This window comes from Legionella sp. W10-070, from assembly GCF_900640175.1.
Classification (GTDB): Bacteria; Pseudomonadota; Gammaproteobacteria; order Legionellales; family Legionellaceae; genus Tatlockia.
Map to the genome: position 1 here is coordinate 153,403 of NZ_CAAAJC010000002.1, position 22,485 is coordinate 175,887.

The window sequence follows — 22,485 nt, forward strand, 5'->3', positions numbered from 1 at the left end:
TTTATCTCACTATACCTCGTGTGGCTTGATTTAATGCATCAACCATTGGAAGTACTTCAGGACAATCACCCTGCATAAGCTCCAACTCAGCAACGGCTTGTTGAACCGTGAGTCCTTTACGGAAAATAATCTTATAAGCTCGGCGTAATTGATCAATGGTTGCTGAAGAAAACCCCCGTCGTCTTAAACCAACTGTATTAATCCCGCAAGCAGAAGTCGTATGGCCAGCTATCATGACGTAGGGCAATACATCCTTGCTGACATAAGTGGCTCTGGCAATAAAGGCATAAGCGCCTACCTGGCAAAACTGATGAACAGCAGCATACGGGCCTATAGTGGCATAATCATTTACCGTAACATGACCTGACAATGCCGCATGATTCACCATGATTGTACTATTACCAATCATACAATCGTGGCCAATATGAGTATAGGCCATTAAATAATTTTCATTGCCCAGACGAGTTACCCCTCCTCCCTTGACTGTTCCTCGGCTAATCATGCAATATTCACGAATAATGTTATTGTCGCCAATTTCTAGCCGCGTAGGTTCACCTTTGTAGGTAATATCCTGAGGCTCATCGCCTACCGATGCAAATTGAAAAATTTTATTATTCTTACCTATGACGGTGGGACCTTGAATTACAACATAAGGCCCAATCCAGGTGTTCTCACCTATCTCAACATCAGCACCAATCAGGCTGCCAGGACCTATGGAAACCCCTTTTGCCAATTTCGCCGAAGGGTGAATTATTGCACGCTCATCTATCACTTTTAATTTCCTTTGATGCACTCATTAAATCGGCGGAGCAGGCAAGCCTGTCACCAACAAACGCCTCGCCATGCATACGCCAAAAATCTCGCTTCTGAGCAACCAACCTGATTTCCAATCGCAATTGATCACCAGGAGTCACTACCTGCTTAAATCGGGCATTATCAATACCTGCAAAAAAATATAAAAACTCATGCCCTTCCTTAGGCTTTCTTGACAAACTGGATAATATCGCTCCCGCTTGAGCCAACGCTTCAAGCATTAATACACCCGGCATAATCGGATTACCGGGAAAATGACCGGTAAAAAAAGGTTCATTTATTGTTACATTTTTGATAGCTATCAAATAATCCATTACTTTGTAATCCATTACCCGATCAATCAGGATAAATGGATAACGATGTGGCAATAAGTCGAAAACCTTTGTTATGTCAATGACTTCACTCATACGTTATCTCTCTTGATTCTTTACTATTTAACTAAACTTATCTGTCAACATGCTATTCTGTATCATGTCGCCCATCTTTCTCTAATTTAATCAGCCGCGCAATATAGTCATCCAGACGACGAAAACGTGCAGCATTTCGACGCCATTGTCGATGTTCGCAGACCATGGTGCCTGAAGAATAAATGCCTGGTTTAGTCAATGATTTACTCACCGTAGACATGCCTGTAATTACGACATCATCAACCAAATGAACATGCGCAGCAATACAACTGGCACCACCGATGATACAATGCTCACCAATCTGCGCATAAGCCCCCATGGTTGCGCATCCTGCAACCGCTGAATTTGCGCCAATGATAACATCATGTGCAATCATTACCAAGTTATCGATATGTACTCCGTCACCTATAAAGGTATCCCCCAAAGCCCCCCTGGTAATGATTGTGTTTGCACCAACATGAACATAATCTGACAGAAAAACACCACCGACAGCAGGGCCTGTAAACCATTTCCCTTGCTTTTTTATACTATTAAAGGGGGCGGCTCCCAATATTGCACCACTTTCAATCACAATCTGCCTACCCAGTTTAGAGCCGGAATGAATTACAACGCCATTCTGGATAAGGGAATGCTCCCCTACAGAGACGCAGGCCTCAAGTACACAATTGGCTCCGATTTTGACATTATCAGCAAGGTTCGCGTCTTCACCAATGATGGAATTAGCGCCTACCGATACTCCCTCCCCAAGTCTGGCGGAGGCTGAAATCAACGCGGTGGGATGAATTTCTGCCGCGTTATTGGCAGTGTCTGCAAACAGCTCGGCAGCTAGCGCCATGCTTGATAAGGGATTGGAAATAACAATGGAATTAACCGGGTGGTGCTGCAAATGCTCCTCCTTTAACAATACTGCACCAGCCTGAGTTACCTTGAGTAACTTAAACAGTGCAAAATTATTAAACGAAGACAATTCGCTCTCCTGCGCACAACTGAGAGAAGCTACCCCCCGGATGGTTTTTGTTGCATCGCCGTACAAAACACCATCCAGGTGGTAGGCCAGTTCCGCAAGAGTATAGGTCTTACCCACAAATTAATTGATTTCTTTTATTACACTTTCTGTGATATCTAATTTTGAAACACTGAAAGGTGCTGCATCTTTTTGCAAAATAAGATCATACTTCTCTGCCTCAGCAACTTTATTAATCGCTTTGCGAATTTTACCATAGAGTTCTTCCATTGCTTCATTATGAGCTGTACTTAGTTCCTGTTGATATTGTTGCCCTTCTCTTTCAAACGTCTGCTGTGCAGCAACAATTTTCTTTTCTAACTCTTTCTTCTGAGCCTGACTCATTACCGTGCTTTCACGCTTGAATTTCTCCATGCTGTTTTTCAAGCTCTCTTCCATAGCAACCAATTTATCACGCCGTGGTTTAAAATCACTTTCCAATTTTTGTTGAATGGTTTTCATCTGGCTGGAGGTTTGCATAATCTTCTGCAAGTCAACCACACCTATCTTTGCTCCATCCGCAAAAACACCGACACTCGTAACAGTCAAGGCCAGCGCAATTAAAATCCCCATTACACGCTTCATTATTTATCTCCTGATTAAAAGACTTAGATGCTACCATAATTCAAATGAGGTTGCGATAAGCCCCGGACGCCCTCCCAATAAAAATAATTAACGGCATGCTACACAGTACCAGCGATTACTTCTGGAGGAAAAATACCCTGGATTATACTTTGTGGTTAACTTATCTCACGAGGCAGTGCGGCTATCGTTACAACCTGATGAACTCAAAAAATGCTGATTATCAATATTGATAATCAAGAAAACCATTCCAGGGAATTTTTTTTCAGCCAGGATGATGAGGTTAGGAGAATTGAACGGATTCCTGACGCCGGATTTCTTCAGATGTGCCGCTCCGCTCCTCGTGCTTCACCCTCTGTTTCTCGTGCAGCGTCTTCGGCTGCTGCCACTGCATGCCTATACTCTCGATGATCATAAATCTCATCCCCATCTGCACGCAGCCCACAACCATGCATGCCCATGACCCTGATTTTATCTAAGGCATCCCGATACGCTTCCTGCGCCAGTGTTGCCGTTACACTTTTGCCGAACGGTTTCCAGGTATCATCAGCTGTCCGATCCTGAAAAGGTGAATCATTATTAGCAGCGCTTCTGGCGAAGTAACGGAGTATATCAAAATTACCAACATGATAAGCTGCCAGGATTTGATTAAGCGCCAGTATCTTATGATCTCTTCGCGAGTCATGGGCATAATGACGAAATGTCGCGCTACGGGCAGCCCTCAGTTCCATAAGCTGTATTTCCAATCGACCTATAATATCCGGATCGGGGATAAAGCGGTCCAATCCCTTACTTTGTGAAAATCGAGCTCGTTCCCTTGGCTCATGTGTTCTTATCCACTCGGCCGCCTCCGAGATGGTTCCATAGCGCATGATTCCCAGTTTTTGCGCAAAAACCAATTGACCGCTTGGAACGCAGTCACTCATACGAACCCAACAAGCGAATGGAATAGTACTGTAACTTCAGACTGATTTTCCGTTCTGACATGACTGGGCTTTTACAAACCCAGCCTACGTTGAGAACAGCTCAAAAGGCACTAAAATCCTTTTTAAAAGCCGGAAGACAGAGTAAATTGAAAAACTTGCTGATCATCATAAGGTTGTTTATTCAAAGGCTTGGCAACACTGAAAGCCAATGGACCAAAGGGTGAGCGCCATTCCACACCTATACCTGCAGAATAACGTAAAGGACCGCCACCAAACCCTCTTAGATCAAAAGGGGTACCTCGTGAAAACACATTACCTGCATCAGCAAAAAGGGTAGTCCTGACGGTATCGCGGCTCAAAGGATAAGGTAGAATAATACCCGCACTTCCATTAACCAGAAAATTGGCACCCATGGCATTTCCCTGATTGTCCAGAGGGCCTAATGAATAGCTTTGGTAACCTCGAACCTGACCAGGAGAGGCAATACCACCCGCATAGTAATTTTCAAAGAAAGGCAAACCGTTACCTTTAAAGGTATTTCCATAACCAACATTTCCCAATAAAGTGAAGATAAAACCTTTGGCTATGGGTTGATACCAGTGCGCTTGATAGTTTGTTTTATAGTAAGATAGCGATCTTGAAGAAGCAGGTAATGCAACCAGGGCACTTAGTTGCTGATTGATGCCTCTGGTTGGAAACGGTATCTGGTCATAGCTGTTGCGGTTCCAGCCTGTTGTTAGACGAATTTGATGGAAATCGCGTCCATACTGATTGACGAAATTCTGGATTTGTAATACAGAACCAACTGACTTAATCCTCAAATCCTGGTAACCATAGCCCAACTGAAAGCTGCTTTTTTCTGAGAGCAGCATATTGTAATTGACATCACCTCCGAAACGGTCGGATGAATAGGAAGATACATCGAGTTTTTTAGGATCAACCGTCTGAAAATAAAAATTAATCCCCCGGCCAATTCCTGTATCCGTATAAAAAGGGTTGTAATAGCTTAACGAATAATCCTGCCCCCAGTAACTGGCGTTAAAACCTAAGCCAATAGAGCGTCCCGTTCCCATAAAGTTATGTTGATTAAAGGCAGCATTAAATTGAGGCCCGTTGGTACCATAACCAAGTGAAGCGGTAGCTTCGGCAGAGGGAGCCTCTTCTACCTCAATATCCAGGTCAACCTGGTTATTTGCACCAGGCACCGGAATTGTTTTGACATTAACATTTTTTAAATAACCTAAAAGCCTTAGTTGTCTTTCCGATTCCTTAATATTATGCAACGATAACAAACCGCCTTCATTCTGGCGAATGACATTACGTAACACATAATCACCCGTTTTGGTATTGCCATGGAAATTAATGCGTCGCACATACACATGGCGGCCTGGTTCAACAATAAAGGTTATGAATACAGTCTTGTCCGTCTCATCAATTCTTGGATCAGCATTAATTGCCGGAAAACCATAACCAAGATCGCCTAAAGCCAAACCAATCGCCGAAATACTTTCCGTTACCCTTTTACGGGAAAAAACATCACCCTCTTTAACCTGAATTAAAGAATCCATCTTTTCTCTGGCCAAAATAGGGTTACCTGCCACTGCGTAACCAGCAAAGCGATATTGAGGTCCCTCTTCAATGTGAATATTAATAAATACATCTTTTTTATCGGGGGACAGCAATACCTGAGAAGAGACGACATTAAATTTCAAGTAACCGCGATCAAGATAAAAGGAACGAAGCGCCTCAAGCGAAGCGTCCATAGACGCTTTGGAGTATTGATCCTTTTTAGTAAAGTAGGTAAATATTCCGCTTTCAGAAAGGGATAACTCCGACATCAGCTCATGTTTGGAGAAATCATGATTCCCTATGAATTTAATTTCTTTAATACGCGATACGCGCCCCTCGGAAATAGTGACATTGATAGCCACTCTATTTTCAGTCAGCGCTGCCACATTAGATTCAATGCGGGCATTATATTTGCCACGCGCATTATAAGCCTGCTTTAACTCCTTCTCCAGGCGTTCCAGGGATGCTCTCTGGAATACACGTCCCTTAACCAGTCCCATCTGTTTGAGCAACTCTTTCAACTTATCACTCGGGATTTCCTTATTACCGACAATATTAATAGAACCTATTGTCGCCCGCTCAATAACTTTGACAATTAAGGTATTCCCTTGTCTTTCCAGAGAAACTGACTGGAAAAAACCGGTATCATATAATGACTTGATAATTTGTGCGGTAGACCCAGGCCCAATTTCTTCACCGATTTGAACCGGCAAATAGTTTAAAACCGTACCAGCACTTACACGCTGCAGTCCAGTGACTTTAATATCTCGTACAACAAAATTTTCCGCTGCGTAAACATGAACAGACCACGCTAACATTGTCGAACAACATATACCCAAAATAATTTTTTTACTGACTTTCTTCATTATTATTTTACGTCCAGAAAACTACAGGAATAAACTCTGGGATCTCCAGCAAGATTACTTTAACTGCCACCCCTTTTATAGGAACTGACCAGCTCTGTCAAGAAATTGATCCAACCGAATTTTTAACTCGCAGGCTATTCGGCGCTTTAATTTATTCATTTTAAAGCAATAAAGATCACCAAGAAAATTTTTTCACCCTTACCAGCTAACTCATTAGCCGTGTTATGTCATTAGTGAGGGCAAGAACCATCAACACCCCCAAAAACATTAAACCTAAATAAATACCAATCGATCTGGCTTCATCAGAAAGCGGCTTCCCTTTAACTATTTCAACCAGAAAATAGAGTAAATGCCCGCCATCAAGCATCGGAATGGGCAATAAATTAAGAACCCCCAAACTAATACTGACCAATGCCAAAAATGATAAGTAATAACTGAAACCGCTTCGACCTGATTCGCCTGCACCCTGAGCAATACCCACCGGCCCGCTTATCGTTTGAAAACCCAGTTTGCCTGTAACAAGACGGCCAATTAAAGAAAAAGTAGCACCGGTTAATTCTACCGTCTGGGAAAACGCTGTTCCGACTGCTTCAATGGGACCTTGTCGTTGCAGCCTTAACCATTGGGATGGCCAATTGACCTTTTGTGAGCGCAATCCAAGAAAACCTTCCTTGAGATTATCGTCCTGGGTACCGATATGCACATTGATTTCATGAACCTTGCCTTGCCTTAATACAGAAAGCCTCAGGGGTGTACCCGGATGTTCCCTGACATAGCCAACCAACTGCAACCAATCATTCAGTGGCTTGCCATCCATCTGTTCGATTACATCAGCCTCCTGCAAACCGGCACGTTGCGCGGGAGAGTTTTCAACCACTTCACCAATGATTGGGGGTATATTGGGAATAAAGGGGACGATTCCCAAACTGCCTAACGGATCGGGATTTTTTGCATCCAGCTCCCAGCCGGCAAGTGATAAACTCAGTGACTTTTGCCGCCCATCAAGGAGTGATTTTACTTTTATATTGACTGTCTCCTCGCTACCAACCAAAGGTATGAGGGCAAATTGAAAATCCCGCCAACTACCGACTGTCTTATTATTCAGGGCCACAATTTCCTCTTTTGGCTCAAGGCCTGATAATGCAGCAATACTGTTTGGTTTTACATCATCAATGATTGGCGCTAATGAATGAATTCCAATAATCAACACTAACCATAGGGCAACAAAGGCAAAAAGAAAATTGAATAACGGGCCGGCGATAACAATCGCGATACGGACCCACACTGACTTGTTATTGAATGCAAGATGGCGTTCACTTTCAGAAACCTCTTCCTCCGATTCATCCAGCATCTTTACATAACCGCCAAGCGGAAAAATCGACCAGGCGTATTCTGTGCCTTTCTTGTCATACCAGCGTGCCAGAACTTTACCAAAACCAAAAGAAAAGCGAAGCACTTTAACACCCAAAAGACGAGCCACCAGAAAATGGCCATATTCATGGATAGTAATCAGCAAAACTAATGCAAGAAAAAAATAAAATAAGGTAGAAACCATAATTATAATCCAGGTGCAAAAAAGCGTAGCCCACAATAAAATAAAAATGAAGCAGCAATCAAGCTATCCAGACGATCAAGAACCCCGCCGTGTCCAGGTAATAAATGCCCCGTATCCTTTAGTTTAGCCCTTCTTTTAAGAATGCTGATAAACAAATCGCCTAATATTGAAATCAGCGCTGTAACAGCAGCTATCAGGAACCAATTAACGGGCATTAACGGTTGTAAACTGTAATAACCAATCAGTGCTATTACCATAGACAGGAGAAAACCACCAAGCGAACCCTCTATTGTTTTCCCGGGGCTTACAGCCGGGATAAGCTTATGGCGCCCCCATCGTTTGCCGATCAAATAAGCCCCAATATCTGCCGCCCAAATCAGAAAAAGAAGATAAATAATCAACGGCTTGCCATAGGCATGGGAATGTATTCTTGTCATGCTTTGCGCAAATAGGGGTAATGTCAGCAACCCTGCTCCCGTCACTACCCAGGGCTTTCCCCATATTGCCTGAGAAGCAGGAAATGTAACCACTGCAAGCAAGATTAAAGTCCAAATAATTAGACCTGCCAATAGCCAATATTCAAAACCATAGGACATAAGCCACATTAAAACCAATAAAGCAACGATAAAACTTAACCTTAAAGGCAGTCGTCGAGCAGGAATTAACTGCGGCCATTCAAAACCACAAGCTAACAGTAACACGAACATCAGGCCGGCAAACATCATATTGCTGCTATAGTAGATAGCCAGCAACACCAAAGGAACAAGAACCAGGGTAGTTAATAGCCGTTGTCTAAACATGATTTGCCTTATTGAGTTGCTGGGAAGTTTTACCGTAGCGCCGCTCTCGCACACTAAAGCTGGCCAGTGCTTTTTTAAACTCATTTTCGGTGAAATCAGGCCAATGAACATCAGTAAAGTACAATTCCGTGTACGCTAATTGCCAGAGAAAAAAATTGCTGACCCGTTGCTCACCACTTGTACGAATAAATAAATCCGGATCTGGTAATCCGTTAGTACTAAGTGCTTGCTCGATTTTTGCTTCATCAATCGCATCGATGGTCACCTCGCCTGCCAAAACGCCTTTTGCGATTGTCTTTACCGCTTGCACAATATCCCACTTACCACCGTAACTGACGACGATATTAAGGATTAAACGTTCATTCGTTGCAGTTAGCGATTCAGCAACCTGCATTTGCTCCTGCAGTTTTTCTGACAGGGTTGTCTTGTCCCCGGTAAAACGCAGGCACACCCCATGCTGATGTAACTCCTTCACTTCCTGGCCTAAAGCTTCAATAAAAAGCTGCATGAGAAATTCCACCTCACTCTCAGGTCTTGACCAATTTTCACTGCTGAAAGCAAATAAACTAAGTACAGGGATTTGCATTTGTAAGCAACAACGAATGACGGTCTTGACCGCTTCAACACCAGTGCGGTGTCCTTCAATACGCAACAACCCACGATTCTGTGCCCAACGGCCATTGCCATCCATAATAATGGCAATGTGCTGGGGTAATCTATCATTCAACCCATTCACCTAACATTTAAAATGACCGATAGTCTAACCCCTTTGCAAAAAAATATTAAGTATCAAGTCGGGAAATTCAGTAACCCTGATAAGAGAACGGCAATAAAAGGCCATGCAGGCAAGAAATCGTTCAAATGAAGTTCGATTCTCCGCGGTTGACTTTTCATTTGTAGCCCTGGTTAAATGAAAGCTCTGAGCTATTAGCCAGTACTTGCCTCCTGTCTTTTACCATCTCCTCGAAGGCTTTGGCCGAATCAGTTTTCAAGGAAAACAGGAAAGTAAACAAACCTTGGCTGGTATTAATTATTCGATATTCAGCCGATTGTTTAATTTTATCGACGCAATCCTCTACTTCCTTACCACTGGCACAACGATTAAGTTGCTCTTTAAAATTCTCAAGGATCGCGCCTTTCAGGCGATCCCCTCTAAGCGCTCTATTCTTACTTAAAAATTCAGAGGATTGTGGAGAAACTTCGACCCTGGCTTCATTCCAGAAATGGTATCTGCGTGGGTTTTGAGCATAAGGGTAATAATCGGCCGTATCCAGGCCTGTTTTTTCCTGAGGCTTATCTAATAAAGGCAACTTCTCAATAGATATCTTTTCGCCAGTAGCTAAGCCAGGCTCTTCTGACGCTTGTTTTTCAATATCAGGTATTACTTTTAGCTTCCTGGCCTGCATTTTTTTGATTTCAATGGAGAAGTCAATCTCATTTGCCTTGTTAAATTCCATTACTTCATCGCCCTGAAACAAGGTAATATCGTAGTTGTTTTTCTTGGCACGATTGATGATTAAACAATCATAGGCAATCTGCTTATCCTGAAGTAAGCCTTCAATTTTTACCTGTATCTCAGCCAGCTCATCCGCTCTTTTTAACTGATTCTCTTTAACCAGGTGAACCAACAAATCATAAAAAGTAGACTTGTCTTTCTTTTTCCATATCTTGGCACCGGATATTTGATGATAGCTATCCATCTGGTTAAAGATTGCCTGTTGCCAGCGTTCTCCCATGCCACTCATCCCATCAATGAGGCTAGCAATATTGTTAACAAATTTCTTCTTTTCTCTGTATTTTAGTTGCAGATCAGTAAGTTGCTTAATGATACCGTGATATTTCTCATCTGTAATCATAACCTCAGGTGCAGCTGCCCTATATCCTCCATGCTGCAGGCTTCGTTTTGTTGCTACTCTCCCTGATTCTGCAGCCATCTTTTTCGGGACAACAGCCACCTCTTTTATCGTTTTGGCACCAATGAATGTATTTTCAGGGCGATTCAGTTCAACTCTCAAATCGGCAACATCCATAATGCAATACGCTTCTTGCATTGCAACCAGTTCCTTTCGCTTCTGAAAAATTTGCTGTCTGCTAGTTGAGTTTTCCTTTCTTAATTGCCGTAAGGTTGCCAGATCAGCGTGCTTTATTGCTTCACGCCGGCCCTCCAACTGAGTTTCTAATTCATTAACTTCCTGAGAAAGTGCTTCATACCGCCTGGTGCTGAGAAAAGCGCGGGTATCCCCCATTTGGGTACCCTCTATTTTGCCTTTTACCCCTACCCTGGTGACCATCTCAACACGCATGCCAACATACTCTGAAGAACAATCGACAGGACTTGTAACCACATGAACTTTAATGTTGTTAAATCCTTTTTTATGTAATTCACAGGCTAATTGCCTGGCGTAGCAAGGATGTTCAGGCGAGTCATTCCAGCCGGCCTCACAGGCGATAAGGTAAATATCTTTAATTTTTCCTTTATCCCCCCATTTATCAAAACAGGCCGCCATTTTTTTCGCCGTCAAACCACCTACCGTTTCTCTCTTCTCTTTCCAGAGGGTAAAATCGTATATTGCGTCTTGAGTATGTCCTAAAATAACAATAGGCTCTTCGACATTTAACCTTATTGCAGAAGAGTCTTTATCATTAAGCTCTATAACCGTTTTTATTTGGGGAAACTGAGCCTTGGCAGCGCTTCTGCTATCTTCATTAATATCTTCAAAAGTCAGTAATGGCATATGGAACAATGCTCCCTTAATAAATGAACTGTTAGTTAATTATCGATAATAAAGCGTCATTGGTCCCTATTACAACCAGCAGCAGGCAACCTGAGACAAGTAAGGAGAAATAAATAAACAATTATACCAAATGACTTTTTTTCAATCAAATTTGAACTATATTAATTAGTGTGAACATAGTTTGAAGGGAAATACTATGAGAAAAAAGCTGCTATTGATGTTAGCAGTAAGTCCCTTATGTTTCTCCTTCCCCTCCTCTGGATTACTATATGAAAGGGAAGGAGCCACTAACCATACCAGTCCGGTTACAGCCGAGGTAATGGCACTTCTCGACCCGACAAACCATTATTCATATCCTGAAATAAAGACCATGCTCCACCGGGAAGGACAGACTTTAAATGGGGCAGTAATCACCAAAGTATTAACCGCAATAAAATGTGCGCAAAAACATTATGTTGGACATAATAATATCTTAACCGTTATTGATTATTCCCTTCCTTCAAATCAAAAACGCCTGTGGGTATTCGACCTGAAAGAGAAAAAATTACTTTTCCATACCTATGTCTCACACGGCATAAAATCAGGAAAATTATTATCAAATAATTTTTCAAATAAAAACAATAGCAAAGCCAGTAGTATAGGAATCTACAAAACCGAAAACGCTTATTATGGCCGGTATGGGCTCTCATTAAAATTATACGGTTTGGACAAAGGATTTAACGATAATGCGGCGAATCGGGCAGTGGTCATGCATAGTGGATGGTATGTTGATGAACATTTCATAAAAAAATATGGAAGGGCTGGCCGCAGCTGGGGATGTCCGGCCCTTCCTCCCGATCTGACAGCGCCCATCATCAATACCATCAAAGAAAACGCTTTATTTGTGGCATTTTACCCCAGCGACAATTGGTTTTTAAAATCAAAATTCCTCAATTGCAACAATTTTTCGTTGTTAAATATCAATAGGCTGCAAATTGAGGAACAGCAATCGGCAGAAGAATCACGAGAAGAAATCCTCTTCGCTGACATAAATAAAAATAACAAACGTGAAGAGAATGAGCCTATTGTCGTAATCACGGCTGAGGATTACGAACGTATCTTTCATACCAAAGCGCCGCTAACACGTATGCTTAGACGCCAAATCAATAATATTGAATATATCGCATTAAGCAATGGGGAATTTGAAGAGATTATTAACCAGAGAAAAAATACAGAAAATAGTGATACCGATTTAAATCGTATTTACTTTGTAATTCCCGTGGTAAAAATGCTTCGCGGCTACTATGCGACTGAAATGAAAATTATGAGCCTTGGAAAAATTAAAGGCGTCGAATCGCATGTAAATGCAACAACGCAGGAAGATAAAAAAAGCTATACCGTTTATTTTGAATCGAACCCCCTGATTAATCTAAAATCGACTAACCATTTCATCCGTTGGCTAGGCTTGTAAACCTTATGGGAATAAACGGGTGCGATTAAAACTGCGGTCGATTAATTAATGACAGTCTGGATGGAGCGCCAGCGAAAGGCTACGACTTTCAAGGCACCAGCCGCATCAACCAGTAAATTTTTGTCTATATTTAAAGCATAAGATAGCCATGGAGGGGACTTATGTTTGACTTGCTTCCAACCGAAGGCAGGATAAATAGCCTGAAAAGAAGACAGATTAATAGGCTTAATGCCGTCCTGAAAAAAATTAATCAGTATGAAAATACCAATCCCCAAGGCTTACAACGTTATCTCGATAAGCTAATTTCATTTCACCAAAAAACCATTCAAAAAGGCAGCGCTGATAAGGTAATTAAAGACTGGTTTACAGCCCACCCTCTTTTTCGCACGCAGCAGCAGATTGGGCAAATACTAAATAGCAAGCAGATTCAATTGGATATCAGACAATTGGTTGAGAAAATCGATATGAAGAGTATTTACCGCAACTACGAAGGAAAAGACAGCTTCAAAACACTAATCGAGAACAAATTTACCGATTTCAACCCTCAATGCAAGGTGGAATCGCTTGGAGGGGGGAATAATCCTGCCGTTAAAGTCACTCTGAACGATGCCCATCCTTTTGTTGTTCGCTTTCTAAGGGTAGACAGCAACGAAGAAAAAGAAGGATTATCACCACGTGTTGCCAGGGAACGTGTAGCCCACATGCGGCAAATAGCTCAACCTTATTTACTAACCTGGATTGAAGATGATTTCCAGGAAACCACTTATCTGGAATTCAGTGCCTACTATGAGCATGGCAATCTTGAGGAACAGTTTGATAGGCTGCATCGGCAATGCCAGAGAAACAAGAAAACGCCTCCAGGCACGTTAAATCCATTAGTTCTTTCCTATGCGCGTCAGTTTCTCGAATTTTTCCTTGAACTGAATAAACAGGGAATTTGGTATACGGATCTCAAACCCAGCAATGTTTTATTAAATAGCGATGGCAGTATTGTCATCAGCGATATTAAAGGGCTTGTGACAGCAGAGGAAAAAACCGTTTCTAGTTTCAGAGCAAGTACTTCGCGGGCTTATTATCAATCCACAGTCTATGAAGGCAGGGCCATTAATCTTGAACGCCTGCAGCAGCAAACATTGGCAAATACCCTATATGAATTAGCTTGCAATAAGTTGCCGATCCCTAAAGTAACCCATCAACCTCACTGGAAAAACAAGTATGATTTTGATCTCCCCTATTTCCACTCCGCTGAAGGTCAGTTAATTAAGTCCATGATTCAGGAGCTAAATAAATCCCAACCCCAACCCCTGAACAAATTTTTGACCATGATTGACACCTTTAACAAGGAGCAGGAACAAAGCCATCAGCAAAAGGCAGGCAGGCTATTTTCCCGTAAATTTGGATGATTCATCCTCTTCTACCTTTAAATTGATAACTTACTTTTAGCCTGCTATGTTTTCTTGGCCACAATGGTTGGAAACATACATTGACTATCATAAACTATACTTTCAACTTCAAATCCAGCTGCAGTCAATTGCCGGGAAGCCTCATCTTCCAACTGATATGACTGCCAATTTGCCTGAATTATCTCAGTAAATATAAGTTGCTGTTTCCTGGTGTCTTCGATATTAAAATTTTTCCAGGGCGACTGTGGAGAAACAGCGGGGGGCGGTGTCACAAAGCTGGTGATTAAAGTCCCATCGTTTTTAAGCGCCTCATGGTATTGCCTGTAAAGATTGACAAGACGGGCTGGGTCAGGCTCATAAATATTTAATCCGTTACTCACAATAACATCAAACTGCTCAGTAATATCCAGTCGCCAGGCATCCTTTTTTAAAAACCGAACAAACTCAATTCCATGGTGGTGAGCATTTTCTTCTGCCAACGTCAGAGACAAGCTGTCCAGGTCAATGCCTGTCAATGAGATAGTTGAAACACCATGGTAATCAAGCGTTAGCAGGTCATCCATGAGACCACATGGGATGGATGCTAAAGCCATATTATCTGACAATCTTTTTTGCAGTTGCTCTTGAAAGATATAAAACCGCTCTCTTGTCGCTTTAATGGCAGGAGCCTGATGAAGCAACCAGGTCTCTAATGATGATAAACTTGTTTGATGAATGCCATGTAATATCAGATAGGAGGTCCAATATCCATTAAGCCCTCGATGGGTTAATAAAAATCGTCCTAACGCAAATTCACTTAGGCAGGTTAGCAATTCTATTTTTTTGGCAGCCAGCTCAGGCTCAGGCGTATGCTCTTTAATAAAATCAATATGCAGATTGATATTAAATTCTGTCTCTTTTTTATGTGAAATTAACATATTTTCCCAGTCGATTGAAACGGTGTCACGTTGCCTTTTTTACAAACTCGGATTTTAACTTCATAGCGCCGATACCTTCAATTTTACAATCAATATCATGATCGCCACTAACCAATCTAATGTTTTTAACTTTAGTTCCAACTTTAACAACCAGTGAAGAGCCTTTTACTTTTAAATCCTTTATTACAGTAATTGTATCCCCATCCTGGAGTATGTTCCCATGGGCATCCTTGACGATTTGCGCACTATCGTTATTTTCCACAGTCTCTTTCCACTCATGCGCACACTCCGGGCAGATAAAAAAATCACCATCCTTATAGGTATACTGGGAATTGCACTTTGGACATTCAGGCAAGGTATTCAAATGTTTGACTCTATTTATAGCTTGATAACGCAGTATATCACATCATGACGGACAAATAATGGTTTAAAGCTCAGGTCTTCGCCGATAAAATTCTATCCAGACTATTGGCAAAATTCTGCACTTCTTTCTGACTTAATTTTGCAGGTCCGCCTGTTAATAAATTACAACTTCGCAATGATTCATTGAAATTTCGCAGAGCCAGGTGGCTTTTAATATTGTTAGCAGTATACATTCCCCCCCTTGGGTTTAAGACCACTCCTCCTTGAGTAATTACAGCATCAGCAAGCGGAATATCAGCGGTGATTACCAGGTCACCCTGTTTCATATGATTAACTATATAGTTGTCAGCGACATCAAATCCTAATCCGACCTGGCATTTTTTTATAAAGGGTGATGCAGGGATTGCGATGTTATGGTTTGACACCGCAATTAAGTAGGTTTTTGTTCTGACTGCCGCACGAAATAACAGCTCTTTTATTGTTCTGGGACAGGCATCACCATCAATCCAAATATTCATTATTAACCCGAATTCTCTTAATATCCAATTTGCTTACTGACGAATTAACCGTATGTTTTTCTCTTTAAATGCAGTCTTTTCTGTTGAACGATAAGGGTTAATATCTAATCCCCCCCGTCTTGTATAACGCCCATATACGGTTAATTTTTCAGGTTTGCAGTAGTTCATCAGATCAACAAAAATCCTCTCAATACATTGCTCATGAAACTCATTATGATTTCTATAGGAAACCAGGTATTTTAACAGCCCTTCCCGATTAATTTTCTTTCCCTTATAGGCTATTTGTACACTTCCCCAATCAGGCTGATTGGTGACCAGACAGTTTGATTTTAATAAGTCGGAATACAAGATTTCCTCTACCACTTCATCGCTAACGGAAAGAAAAGAAGGTTCCACCAAATAAACAGAACATTCAACATCAAGACTATCGATAGACTCACCAGCCAATGATTGCAAAACAGTCTCTTGTTTAGCTTGTTCCAAAGAATAAATTTTAACAAAAACTTCAGCCTCAAGCCGCTCTGCCAAATCCTTTTTAACCGTATTTTCCAACTCCGCGGCAGACTCAAATTTTGAGTTGTTGAACGAATTAAAGTAAAGTTTCAATGACTTGGATTCAATTAACCTGGGTGAGTTACAATCATAGATTATTTCAGCAATGCCAACCATCGGTTTGCCTTTCTCATTGAGCCAGGACACTTCATAGTGATTCCAGCAGTCAAACCCCACGAAAGGGGGGTTATCAGGATCAATCCCTATTTCCTGCCGCTTTTTAGCTCTGGAAATAGGATAGAGGCGATGAGGGTTATAGCCTGGATCATAAGCTGATTTTTTACCTAATTCTGATTCAATAGCCGACTGAGATTTAAATCCAGGCTCACTCATGTATTTGACTCCACTATTCAATGATTTTTGCAATACTTGCCGATTTACAGGCTGAATCGTTTTTATTGACTAACCATATCACCAAACAAAGGATTACATCCCTATTAAGGGAAAAGAACATTTTATCATGCCTTGATGCTTTTGCTGGCAACGGTATTAAGACGCTTATTAAAAACTCCTGTAACTGATAATTCTGATTCATTGCGCCCTGATGGCAGGAGCGCAATAAATGGTTTTCTGTATTATCAAAATTTGGTATAAGGCGTTGAAGAGGATTCTAATTCAACATATGCATACTGCTGGCTTGCCTCATCAGGTGCGGGGATAAGCTGTTTCTCCCGCTTAAATTCCTCAGCCTGTAAATACTTATACAATTCTTCCTCACTGTTTTCAGGAAGTCCATTTTTAAAAGCAGCCTCAGCTTTCTTGACAAATTCTTCCGCTTTTGCTTTGATGGATGAAGCATTTTCCCACTTACCGTTAACAAAACCAATACGCCGATGCCGATAGAGGTGCTTGCCTTTGTCATAATAGGAAATGGTGAGCAGACCGGGAACCGAACTTTCCCTGAGCAACCATACTTCTTTTGACTCTTTATACGCAGCCGAATTTTCAGATAATTTCTTCTCCGCTTTTTGTTGGCTTGCTCTGAAAATTATTGAAGCCCCCTCTTTTTTCTTCTCATATTTTGATTCCATAATTTGCCTCCGTTATGATGGAATTTTGACAATCGTTATCAAAACCATCTCTAGTATAGACTATGACCTTGGATCCTTTATGTAAGGTGAAATGGAGTGCAAATATAATACAATATATTTTACAATCCAACTATTCGCTAACCCGTAAATCATACCATGACCTCTTACTCAAAAGATTGAGGCTTTCTTCTCGATGCCTTGAGCTGACCTTGCCTGTTTTTTTCATCCAACATTTTTTGCCTGGAGCGTCTTGAGCGCCGTTTCTTTTGACGCTTTATTTTTTCAACTCGCTGCTGCGCTTTTGTTATTTCATCACCTAATATCGCGTGTAATTTTTCACAAAGCCGCTTTCTTGCAAAATATCGGTTATCTTCACGGCTTCTGGAATCCTGGCACTTTATTTCCAGACCCGATGGCACATGCTTTAAATAAACGGTTGAAGCAGTTTTATGCAGCTTCTGACCACCCTGGCCACTGCCGAGGATAAATTTCTCGACAAGTTCAGCATCATTGATACCAAGCTTAGCCATCCACTCAGCCAGTTTCTCCCATTTATCTTTACTAATCATGAAATTAGCTATTATCCTGTAAAAAGGTCGAAACAGCTCCCTGTACTGCCATTGTATCATTAAAGCCAAGTTTGATTAGTTCGCGGGTGAATGCTTTTTCAAATAAAAGAAAGCTTAATAAATCACCGGAGTGACGTTTGGCACCAAGAAAATTAAGCAGGAGGCGTAGTAACATGGGGATACTATTGTAATGAGATTGAGCAATAGCGCCTATATCCACACTTGGCCTTAAATGTAAGATTTGAACGGTTCGCCAGGGGGATTGCTGTTGTTTCTCCATCGGCAACAAGCGAACAATATTGTTCATATGGTTAATCATCTCAATATCACGATCGAGATTATCTAAAAACAATCCATTGATCATACCCCCCAAAACACGTGAAAAATCAATATCATTATCCGGTGATTTTTCTGGATTACCCCCCTTTATTTGCCGATTGCCAATAACTAAAATTTTATCAACCTGACAATGGATCGCCCCTCGCAGGGGTGCTTCCAACCCTAAATGACCATCTCCATAATGGAAACCATTTATTTTTGGAGGCGGAAAAAACAACGGCAATGCGGCAGATGCCAGAAAATACTCCATTTTCAAGTTAACCCGTTGACTAATATGAAGTGGATGATCCCAATCTTCAAAATTCTCTGCATGATGTTGATAGAAGGAGATGGTTTTTTGGGTTTCATAGCAATTACTGATGATTTCCATCGTTTCTAAATGCTTATTCTTAACAGCACTCTCCACACTATCAAAATCAATGCTGCTACTCAGAAAACCGTGCAGGGGAGAGGTATCCAGAATATGTCCTAACAGGCGTTGTTTAAAAAGCATGCTGCTCATATTGCGCATAGCCGTTTTACTGAGGGCATAATTGCTGGTTTTAAAAATTTGCGTACAGGTGATATCACCCCATAACGCGCTCAACTTATGGGTGCCAGCGAAAAAATCCTGTGCATTTTCAGCTAACACAGCAGCATTAATACTACCAACACTGGCTCCAGTGAGCATGCTAAAAGGGATTTTTTTGGAATCCAAAATTGTACTGACCGCTTTGAGAACCCCAGCCTGATAAGCTCCTCGGGCTCCACCACCGGCCAAGTAAAGCGCTATTTTTGTCATTTCTTACTGATTTAGGGAGCAGGTGAAAAATATAGCGCTGTTGCACGTCACTGGCAAGTAATAGCTTAACTTGCAACACGATGCATTCCTAATTGAGTGCAGGATAATCCTAGAAACATTCTGGAGCAGATTTAAACTGTTTCATCCGGGTTCGGATTGCAAAGAGGTCATTTCATAACGCGGTTCATACTTCAATACAAGCAAAGCAGCAAAAGCCAATAGAAGGATATAAAATACAGGAGCGATTGGTAATTTCAATGAATATTGCAAATAGTTTGCAATCAATGGAGCCGTTCCTCCAAAAATAGCCATACTTCCCCCCCAGGCAACAGAAACACCACTATATCTGATCCGGGTTGGAAAAAAATCATTCAATAGTTTAAATATCGGTGCACCGACTAGCGCATTGCATAAAGCATAAGGGATTTGTGATAACAAAATTAAGAGAAAGGAGTTGGTCTGAGGAACTATATAAACCAATGGCGCGACAATAAAATAACCGACAAAGCCAGCCTTTATAATATATTTTTCGTTAACCTTATCGGCAATCGTGCCTATTAAAGCGATGAATACAACAACCAATCCCTGCCCCACGGTAACAATGAGCTTTGTCTGCGCCCCAGACAAAGTTGTGTATTTCACCAAATGGGAAGCGTAATAAACATTCATAATATAGATATAAATACCCAATGCCGACACTAAAACTGCCGCCTTAACCATTTGTATTTTATGATTTTTAAATAAAGTTTTTAGCGGGTTGGCGGCATTTGCCCGGTTAATTTCCAGGTAAGCTGGCGACTCGGTTAAATTTTTACGCAAGTACATTGCACAAAAACAAGATAATCCCCCGAGTAAGAAAGGGATCCGCCAGGACCAGTCTGGCATGCCAGGCAGGTAAATTAAAGTGGACATCAATCCGCCAAACATCATCCCCAATGCCGAAGCAAACCCAGTCCAACTGCCAGCCTGGCATGGTCTTTCTGAATCATGTTCAATGAGATAGATAGCGCTTCCATTAAATTCACCTGACACAGCAAAACCCTGGATGCAGCGTAAGAGCGCCAATAATATCGGCGCAAGAATGCCAATGCTCTCATAAGTAGGAAGACAACCAATCAACAATGAAGAAACGCCCATCAGCATGATAGAAGATTGCAAAGCAGCACGACGCCCCATTTTGTCTCCTAAATACCCAAAAAACAGAGACCCTAATGGACGAAAACAATAGCCAAGCGCGAAAACAGAGAATGTGGCAATCAAGGCAAGATGACTCGCGAACTCCGGGAAAAATAATGCAGCAATCACATTTGCGATATAAGCATAATAAGTAAATTCAGCCCATTCCAGAAATGTTCCCACGGTTGCGACAAAAACACGTTTTTTTTTATTTTCCATGCAGTAACTCATATTTATAAAGGTAGCCCGGGTGAACGTGCAACGCGCTGTAACCCGGGTTTCACAACAACCCACCTGAAATCCTGGATTACGCTCCTTGAAAATTGTCCCCAGCACAGGAGGGGAAGACGTTTGCAGAACACGTATAAATTTAGTTATAATAGTCACTCTTTCATAGAACGAGGTCTCGACTCCGATGCGAATTATCTCTCAATAAATGCTTGGTGCGTTTTAGACGCCGGTTTTATTTATTGTTGAGGTATTTTATGTCGTTACTTTGTTTTATTCATCAATTATCGTTAATCTATCCTGAAAAAATTTGTTTTCAACCATTTAATGCCTCTATCTATGCTGGCCAGCGGATTGCTGTCATAGGAGACAATGGCTGCGGCAAAACAAGCTTATTACGCATGATTGCAGGACAAAGTTCCATTCTTGATGGCAAGATTCACTTCAATCAGGATATTCCTGTTGGCTATGTGCCGCAAATCCCGGAGAGGTTTAATGGATTAAGTGGCGCAGAACGTTTTCAAAAAATATTATCGGAGGCATTGTCATGTCATCCCGAGTTGTTAATCCTCGATGAGCCAACGAATCATCTGGATCGGGACAACCGACAGAAACTGCTGCAATTTTTACAATATTTCCCGGGCACATTGTTAATTGCCTCTCATGATAAGCAATTACTATCTATTGTGCCTGATTGCCTGTGGTCTATTAATGATGGCAAAGTTGAACAATTTGATGGGCAATATGAGTGTTTTCTCCGTGAAAAAGAGAGGCATTTTGCTCAATTAAGCCAGCAATTATCCCGTCTTGAAAAAGATAAAAAGGCTGTTCATCATCAATTAATGAAAGAGCAAAAACGAGCAAAAAACGCCAAAGAGATGGGTAATAAATCCATACAAAACCGCAAATGGCCAACTATTGTATCCCACGCCAAAATGCATCGCGCTTCGGCGACATCCGGCAGAAAGGGAAAACAAATAAGGGATAAGCGTGAAGAAATCATTACGCAAATAAGTGCATTAGATAGACCTGAGGTCATTAAAGCTGAATTCCATTTACCATCAGGGTTCATTTCTCATAAACCAGTGGTGATGATTAAGGAAGGTATCATTGGCTATGAGGGTAAAACGATCACCAACCAGATTAATTTTCAATTATTCGGTCAAGGACGTTTGGCAATCACCGGCACGAATGGAAGTGGTAAGTCAACGCTGATTAAAGCAATAATGAATTACCCAGAAGTGAATAGGGAAGGAGATTGGCAAGTGCCTGCTCAACAGGATATTGGCTACCTGGATCAACACTATCAACAGCTTTCGCTGGGTGAAACAGTATTATCAACCCTTGAAGTTACCAGGCCAGATTGGACGCATCAACAAATCCGATCTCATTTAAATGACTTCCTGTTTAAATCAAATAGTGTTGTCAATCAGGCTGTTGATTGCTTATCTGGCGGAGAAAAAGCCCGGTTATCTTTAGCCAGGATTGCTGCCAAACCACCCAAATTATTAATTCTCGACGAAATGACCAATAATCTGGATGTAACTACCCGAAATCATGTAATTCAGTGCTTACAACAATATCCAGGCCCAATGATAGTGATTTCACACGATGAGGACTTCCTAAACCAGATTAATATTATGGACTATTACCATTTGTGTACTGCTAAAAATTAATTCAACTTAGTCAACCAGCTATTGTTTCGCCTCCTAACAGGTAGAACAACCCCCGTTATGTAACTCGAATCGGCATTCGAAGCGAGAAATACGTAGTCGGTGTCGCGAAATGTTTGGAGCGCGTTTGATAGATAAAAAGTGAATGAATTTTTTTGATTTTAAATTATTAAAAAAGTATCCTAATTTGCAGTGGTTTTTTAATATTAAATTAACCTATAGGATGCTG

Annotated in this window: 21 protein-coding genes; 3 read left to right on the forward strand and 18 right to left on the reverse strand. The window is 41.4% G+C overall.

Annotated features, from left to right (window positions below; genetic code table 11):
• Position 1 precedes the first annotated feature (1 nt).
• The 10 genes from lpxA to E1O65_RS01730 all read right to left on the reverse strand — a co-directional run bounded on the left by lpxA (position 2) and on the right by E1O65_RS01730 (position 11,256).
• On the reverse strand, positions 2-772 hold the full coding sequence (lpxA, locus tag E1O65_RS01685; RefSeq protein ID WP_133131861.1) for an acyl-ACP--UDP-N-acetylglucosamine O-acyltransferase: 771 nt from the start codon (positions 770-772) through the stop codon (positions 2-4).
• Positions 762-1,220, reverse strand: coding sequence for a 3-hydroxyacyl-ACP dehydratase FabZ (gene fabZ, locus E1O65_RS01690; RefSeq protein ID WP_133131862.1), 459 nt, complete (start codon positions 1,218-1,220; stop codon positions 762-764). The genes lpxA and fabZ overlap by 11 nt, the downstream gene beginning before the upstream one ends.
• A 52-nt stretch (positions 1,221-1,272) precedes the next feature.
• Entirely contained in the window at positions 1,273-2,304 is a 1,032-nt protein-coding gene (gene lpxD / locus E1O65_RS01695) for a UDP-3-O-(3-hydroxymyristoyl)glucosamine N-acyltransferase (protein WP_133131863.1), read from the reverse strand.
• Positions 2,305-2,307: 3 nt separating this feature from the next.
• Positions 2,308-2,808, reverse strand: a complete 501-nt coding sequence (locus tag E1O65_RS01700; RefSeq protein ID WP_133131864.1) for an OmpH family outer membrane protein — start codon at positions 2,806-2,808, stop codon at positions 2,308-2,310.
• A 317-nt stretch (positions 2,809-3,125) separates the two neighbouring features.
• A complete protein-coding gene (locus E1O65_RS01705) occupies positions 3,126-3,731 on the reverse strand; it encodes a hypothetical protein (protein ID WP_133131865.1) in 606 nt (201 codons plus the stop codon).
• Between the two features lie 122 nt (positions 3,732-3,853).
• Entirely contained in the window at positions 3,854-6,166 is a 2,313-nt protein-coding gene (bamA, locus tag E1O65_RS01710; protein WP_133131866.1) for an outer membrane protein assembly factor BamA, read from the reverse strand.
• 205 nt (positions 6,167-6,371) lie between these two features.
• A complete protein-coding gene (gene rseP / locus E1O65_RS01715; protein WP_133131867.1) occupies positions 6,372-7,721 on the reverse strand; it encodes an RIP metalloprotease RseP in 1,350 nt (449 codons plus the stop codon).
• A 2-nt stretch (positions 7,722-7,723) separates the two neighbouring features.
• Complete coding sequence (locus tag E1O65_RS01720) at positions 7,724-8,521, reverse strand: phosphatidate cytidylyltransferase (RefSeq protein WP_133131868.1); 798 nt, start codon at positions 8,519-8,521, stop codon at positions 7,724-7,726.
• Complete coding sequence (locus E1O65_RS01725; RefSeq protein WP_133131869.1) at positions 8,514-9,248, reverse strand: isoprenyl transferase; 735 nt, start codon at positions 9,246-9,248, stop codon at positions 8,514-8,516. Before E1O65_RS01725 ends, E1O65_RS01720 begins: the two co-directional genes overlap by 8 nt.
• A gap of 163 nt (positions 9,249-9,411) precedes the next feature.
• Positions 9,412-11,256 carry a hypothetical protein gene (locus tag E1O65_RS01730; protein ID WP_133131870.1) on the reverse strand — a complete coding sequence of 615 codons (1,845 nt, stop codon included), beginning with the start codon at positions 11,254-11,256 and terminating at the stop codon, positions 9,412-9,414.
• Between the two features lie 196 nt (positions 11,257-11,452).
• Here E1O65_RS01730 and E1O65_RS01735 point away from each other — a divergent pair, with 196 nt between their 5' ends.
• Both E1O65_RS01735 and E1O65_RS01740 read left to right on the forward strand, forming a co-directional pair.
• Positions 11,453-12,706, forward strand: coding sequence for a murein L,D-transpeptidase catalytic domain family protein (locus tag E1O65_RS01735; protein ID WP_133131871.1), 1,254 nt, complete (start codon positions 11,453-11,455; stop codon positions 12,704-12,706).
• Between the two features lie 161 nt (positions 12,707-12,867).
• A complete protein-coding gene (locus tag E1O65_RS01740) occupies positions 12,868-14,109 on the forward strand; it encodes a protein kinase family protein (protein ID WP_133131872.1) in 1,242 nt (413 codons plus the stop codon).
• Positions 14,110-14,153: 44 nt separating this feature from the next.
• Here the strand turns inward: E1O65_RS01740 and E1O65_RS01745 are convergent, their stop codons facing one another.
• The 8 genes from E1O65_RS01745 to E1O65_RS01780 form a co-directional block, all read right to left on the reverse strand.
• On the reverse strand, positions 14,154-15,026 hold the full coding sequence (locus E1O65_RS01745; RefSeq protein ID WP_133131873.1) for a class I SAM-dependent methyltransferase: 873 nt from the start codon (positions 15,024-15,026) through the stop codon (positions 14,154-14,156).
• A 25-nt stretch (positions 15,027-15,051) separates the two neighbouring features.
• Complete coding sequence (locus E1O65_RS01750) at positions 15,052-15,390, reverse strand: zinc ribbon domain-containing protein YjdM (RefSeq protein ID WP_133131874.1); 339 nt, start codon at positions 15,388-15,390, stop codon at positions 15,052-15,054.
• Between the two features lie 70 nt (positions 15,391-15,460).
• Positions 15,461-15,907 (reverse strand): YaiI/YqxD family protein, encoded by a 447-nt coding sequence (locus E1O65_RS01755; protein WP_133131875.1) that lies wholly within the window; start codon positions 15,905-15,907, stop codon positions 15,461-15,463.
• A 33-nt stretch (positions 15,908-15,940) separates the two neighbouring features.
• A complete protein-coding gene (gene queF / locus E1O65_RS01760; protein ID WP_133131876.1) occupies positions 15,941-16,792 on the reverse strand; it encodes an NADPH-dependent 7-cyano-7-deazaguanine reductase QueF in 852 nt (283 codons plus the stop codon).
• Between the two features lie 245 nt (positions 16,793-17,037).
• Positions 17,038-17,490 (reverse strand): hypothetical protein, encoded by a 453-nt coding sequence (locus E1O65_RS01765; protein WP_133131877.1) that lies wholly within the window; start codon positions 17,488-17,490, stop codon positions 17,038-17,040.
• 164 nt (positions 17,491-17,654) lie between these two features.
• A complete protein-coding gene (locus tag E1O65_RS01770) occupies positions 17,655-18,059 on the reverse strand; it encodes a peptide chain release factor-like protein (protein ID WP_133131878.1) in 405 nt (134 codons plus the stop codon).
• 4 nt (positions 18,060-18,063) lie between these two features.
• On the reverse strand, positions 18,064-19,179 hold the full coding sequence (locus E1O65_RS01775) for a patatin-like phospholipase family protein (protein ID WP_133131879.1): 1,116 nt from the start codon (positions 19,177-19,179) through the stop codon (positions 18,064-18,066).
• A 141-nt stretch (positions 19,180-19,320) separates the two neighbouring features.
• Complete coding sequence (locus E1O65_RS01780; protein WP_165474872.1) at positions 19,321-20,574, reverse strand: MFS transporter; 1,254 nt, start codon at positions 20,572-20,574, stop codon at positions 19,321-19,323.
• Between the two features lie 266 nt (positions 20,575-20,840).
• Between E1O65_RS01780 and E1O65_RS01785 the strand changes: the two genes are divergently transcribed.
• Complete coding sequence (locus E1O65_RS01785; RefSeq protein WP_133131880.1) at positions 20,841-22,259, forward strand: ATP-binding cassette domain-containing protein; 1,419 nt, start codon at positions 20,841-20,843, stop codon at positions 22,257-22,259.
• Positions 22,260-22,485 lie beyond the last annotated feature (226 nt).

Excerpts from the sequence above, each read along its gene's own strand:
- fabZ (WP_133131862.1), bottom strand. The coding sequence starts at position 1,220 with ATGAGTGAAGTCATTGACATAACAAAGGTTTTCGACTTATTGCCACAT.
- E1O65_RS01700 (WP_133131864.1), bottom strand. The coding sequence starts at position 2,808 with ATGAAGCGTGTAATGGGGATTTTAATTGCGCTGGCCTTGACTGTTACG.
- E1O65_RS01705 (WP_133131865.1), bottom strand. The coding sequence starts at position 3,731 with ATGAGTGACTGCGTTCCAAGCGGTCAATTGGTTTTTGCGCAAAAACTG.
- bamA (WP_133131866.1), bottom strand. The coding sequence starts at position 6,166 with ATGAAGAAAGTCAGTAAAAAAATTATTTTGGGTATATGTTGTTCGACA.
- rseP (WP_133131867.1), bottom strand. The coding sequence starts at position 7,721 with ATGGTTTCTACCTTATTTTATTTTTTTCTTGCATTAGTTTTGCTGATT.
- E1O65_RS01720 (WP_133131868.1), bottom strand. The coding sequence starts at position 8,521 with ATGTTTAGACAACGGCTATTAACTACCCTGGTTCTTGTTCCTTTGGTG.
- E1O65_RS01730 (WP_133131870.1), bottom strand. The coding sequence starts at position 11,256 with ATGCCATTACTGACTTTTGAAGATATTAATGAAGATAGCAGAAGCGCT.
- E1O65_RS01735 (WP_133131871.1), top strand. The coding sequence starts at position 11,453 with ATGAGAAAAAAGCTGCTATTGATGTTAGCAGTAAGTCCCTTATGTTTC.
- E1O65_RS01740 (WP_133131872.1), top strand. The coding sequence starts at position 12,868 with ATGTTTGACTTGCTTCCAACCGAAGGCAGGATAAATAGCCTGAAAAGA.
- E1O65_RS01745 (WP_133131873.1), bottom strand. The coding sequence starts at position 15,026 with ATGTTAATTTCACATAAAAAAGAGACAGAATTTAATATCAATCTGCAT.
- E1O65_RS01755 (WP_133131875.1), bottom strand. The coding sequence starts at position 15,907 with ATGAATATTTGGATTGATGGTGATGCCTGTCCCAGAACAATAAAAGAG.
- queF (WP_133131876.1), bottom strand. The coding sequence starts at position 16,792 with ATGAGTGAGCCTGGATTTAAATCTCAGTCGGCTATTGAATCAGAATTA.
- E1O65_RS01765 (WP_133131877.1), bottom strand. The coding sequence starts at position 17,490 with ATGGAATCAAAATATGAGAAGAAAAAAGAGGGGGCTTCAATAATTTTC.
- E1O65_RS01770 (WP_133131878.1), bottom strand. The coding sequence starts at position 18,059 with ATGATTAGTAAAGATAAATGGGAGAAACTGGCTGAGTGGATGGCTAAG.
- E1O65_RS01775 (WP_133131879.1), bottom strand. The coding sequence starts at position 19,179 with ATGACAAAAATAGCGCTTTACTTGGCCGGTGGTGGAGCCCGAGGAGCT.
- E1O65_RS01780 (WP_165474872.1), bottom strand. The coding sequence starts at position 20,574 with ATGGAAAATAAAAAAAAACGTGTTTTTGTCGCAACCGTGGGAACATTT.
- E1O65_RS01785 (WP_133131880.1), top strand. The coding sequence starts at position 20,841 with ATGTCGTTACTTTGTTTTATTCATCAATTATCGTTAATCTATCCTGAA.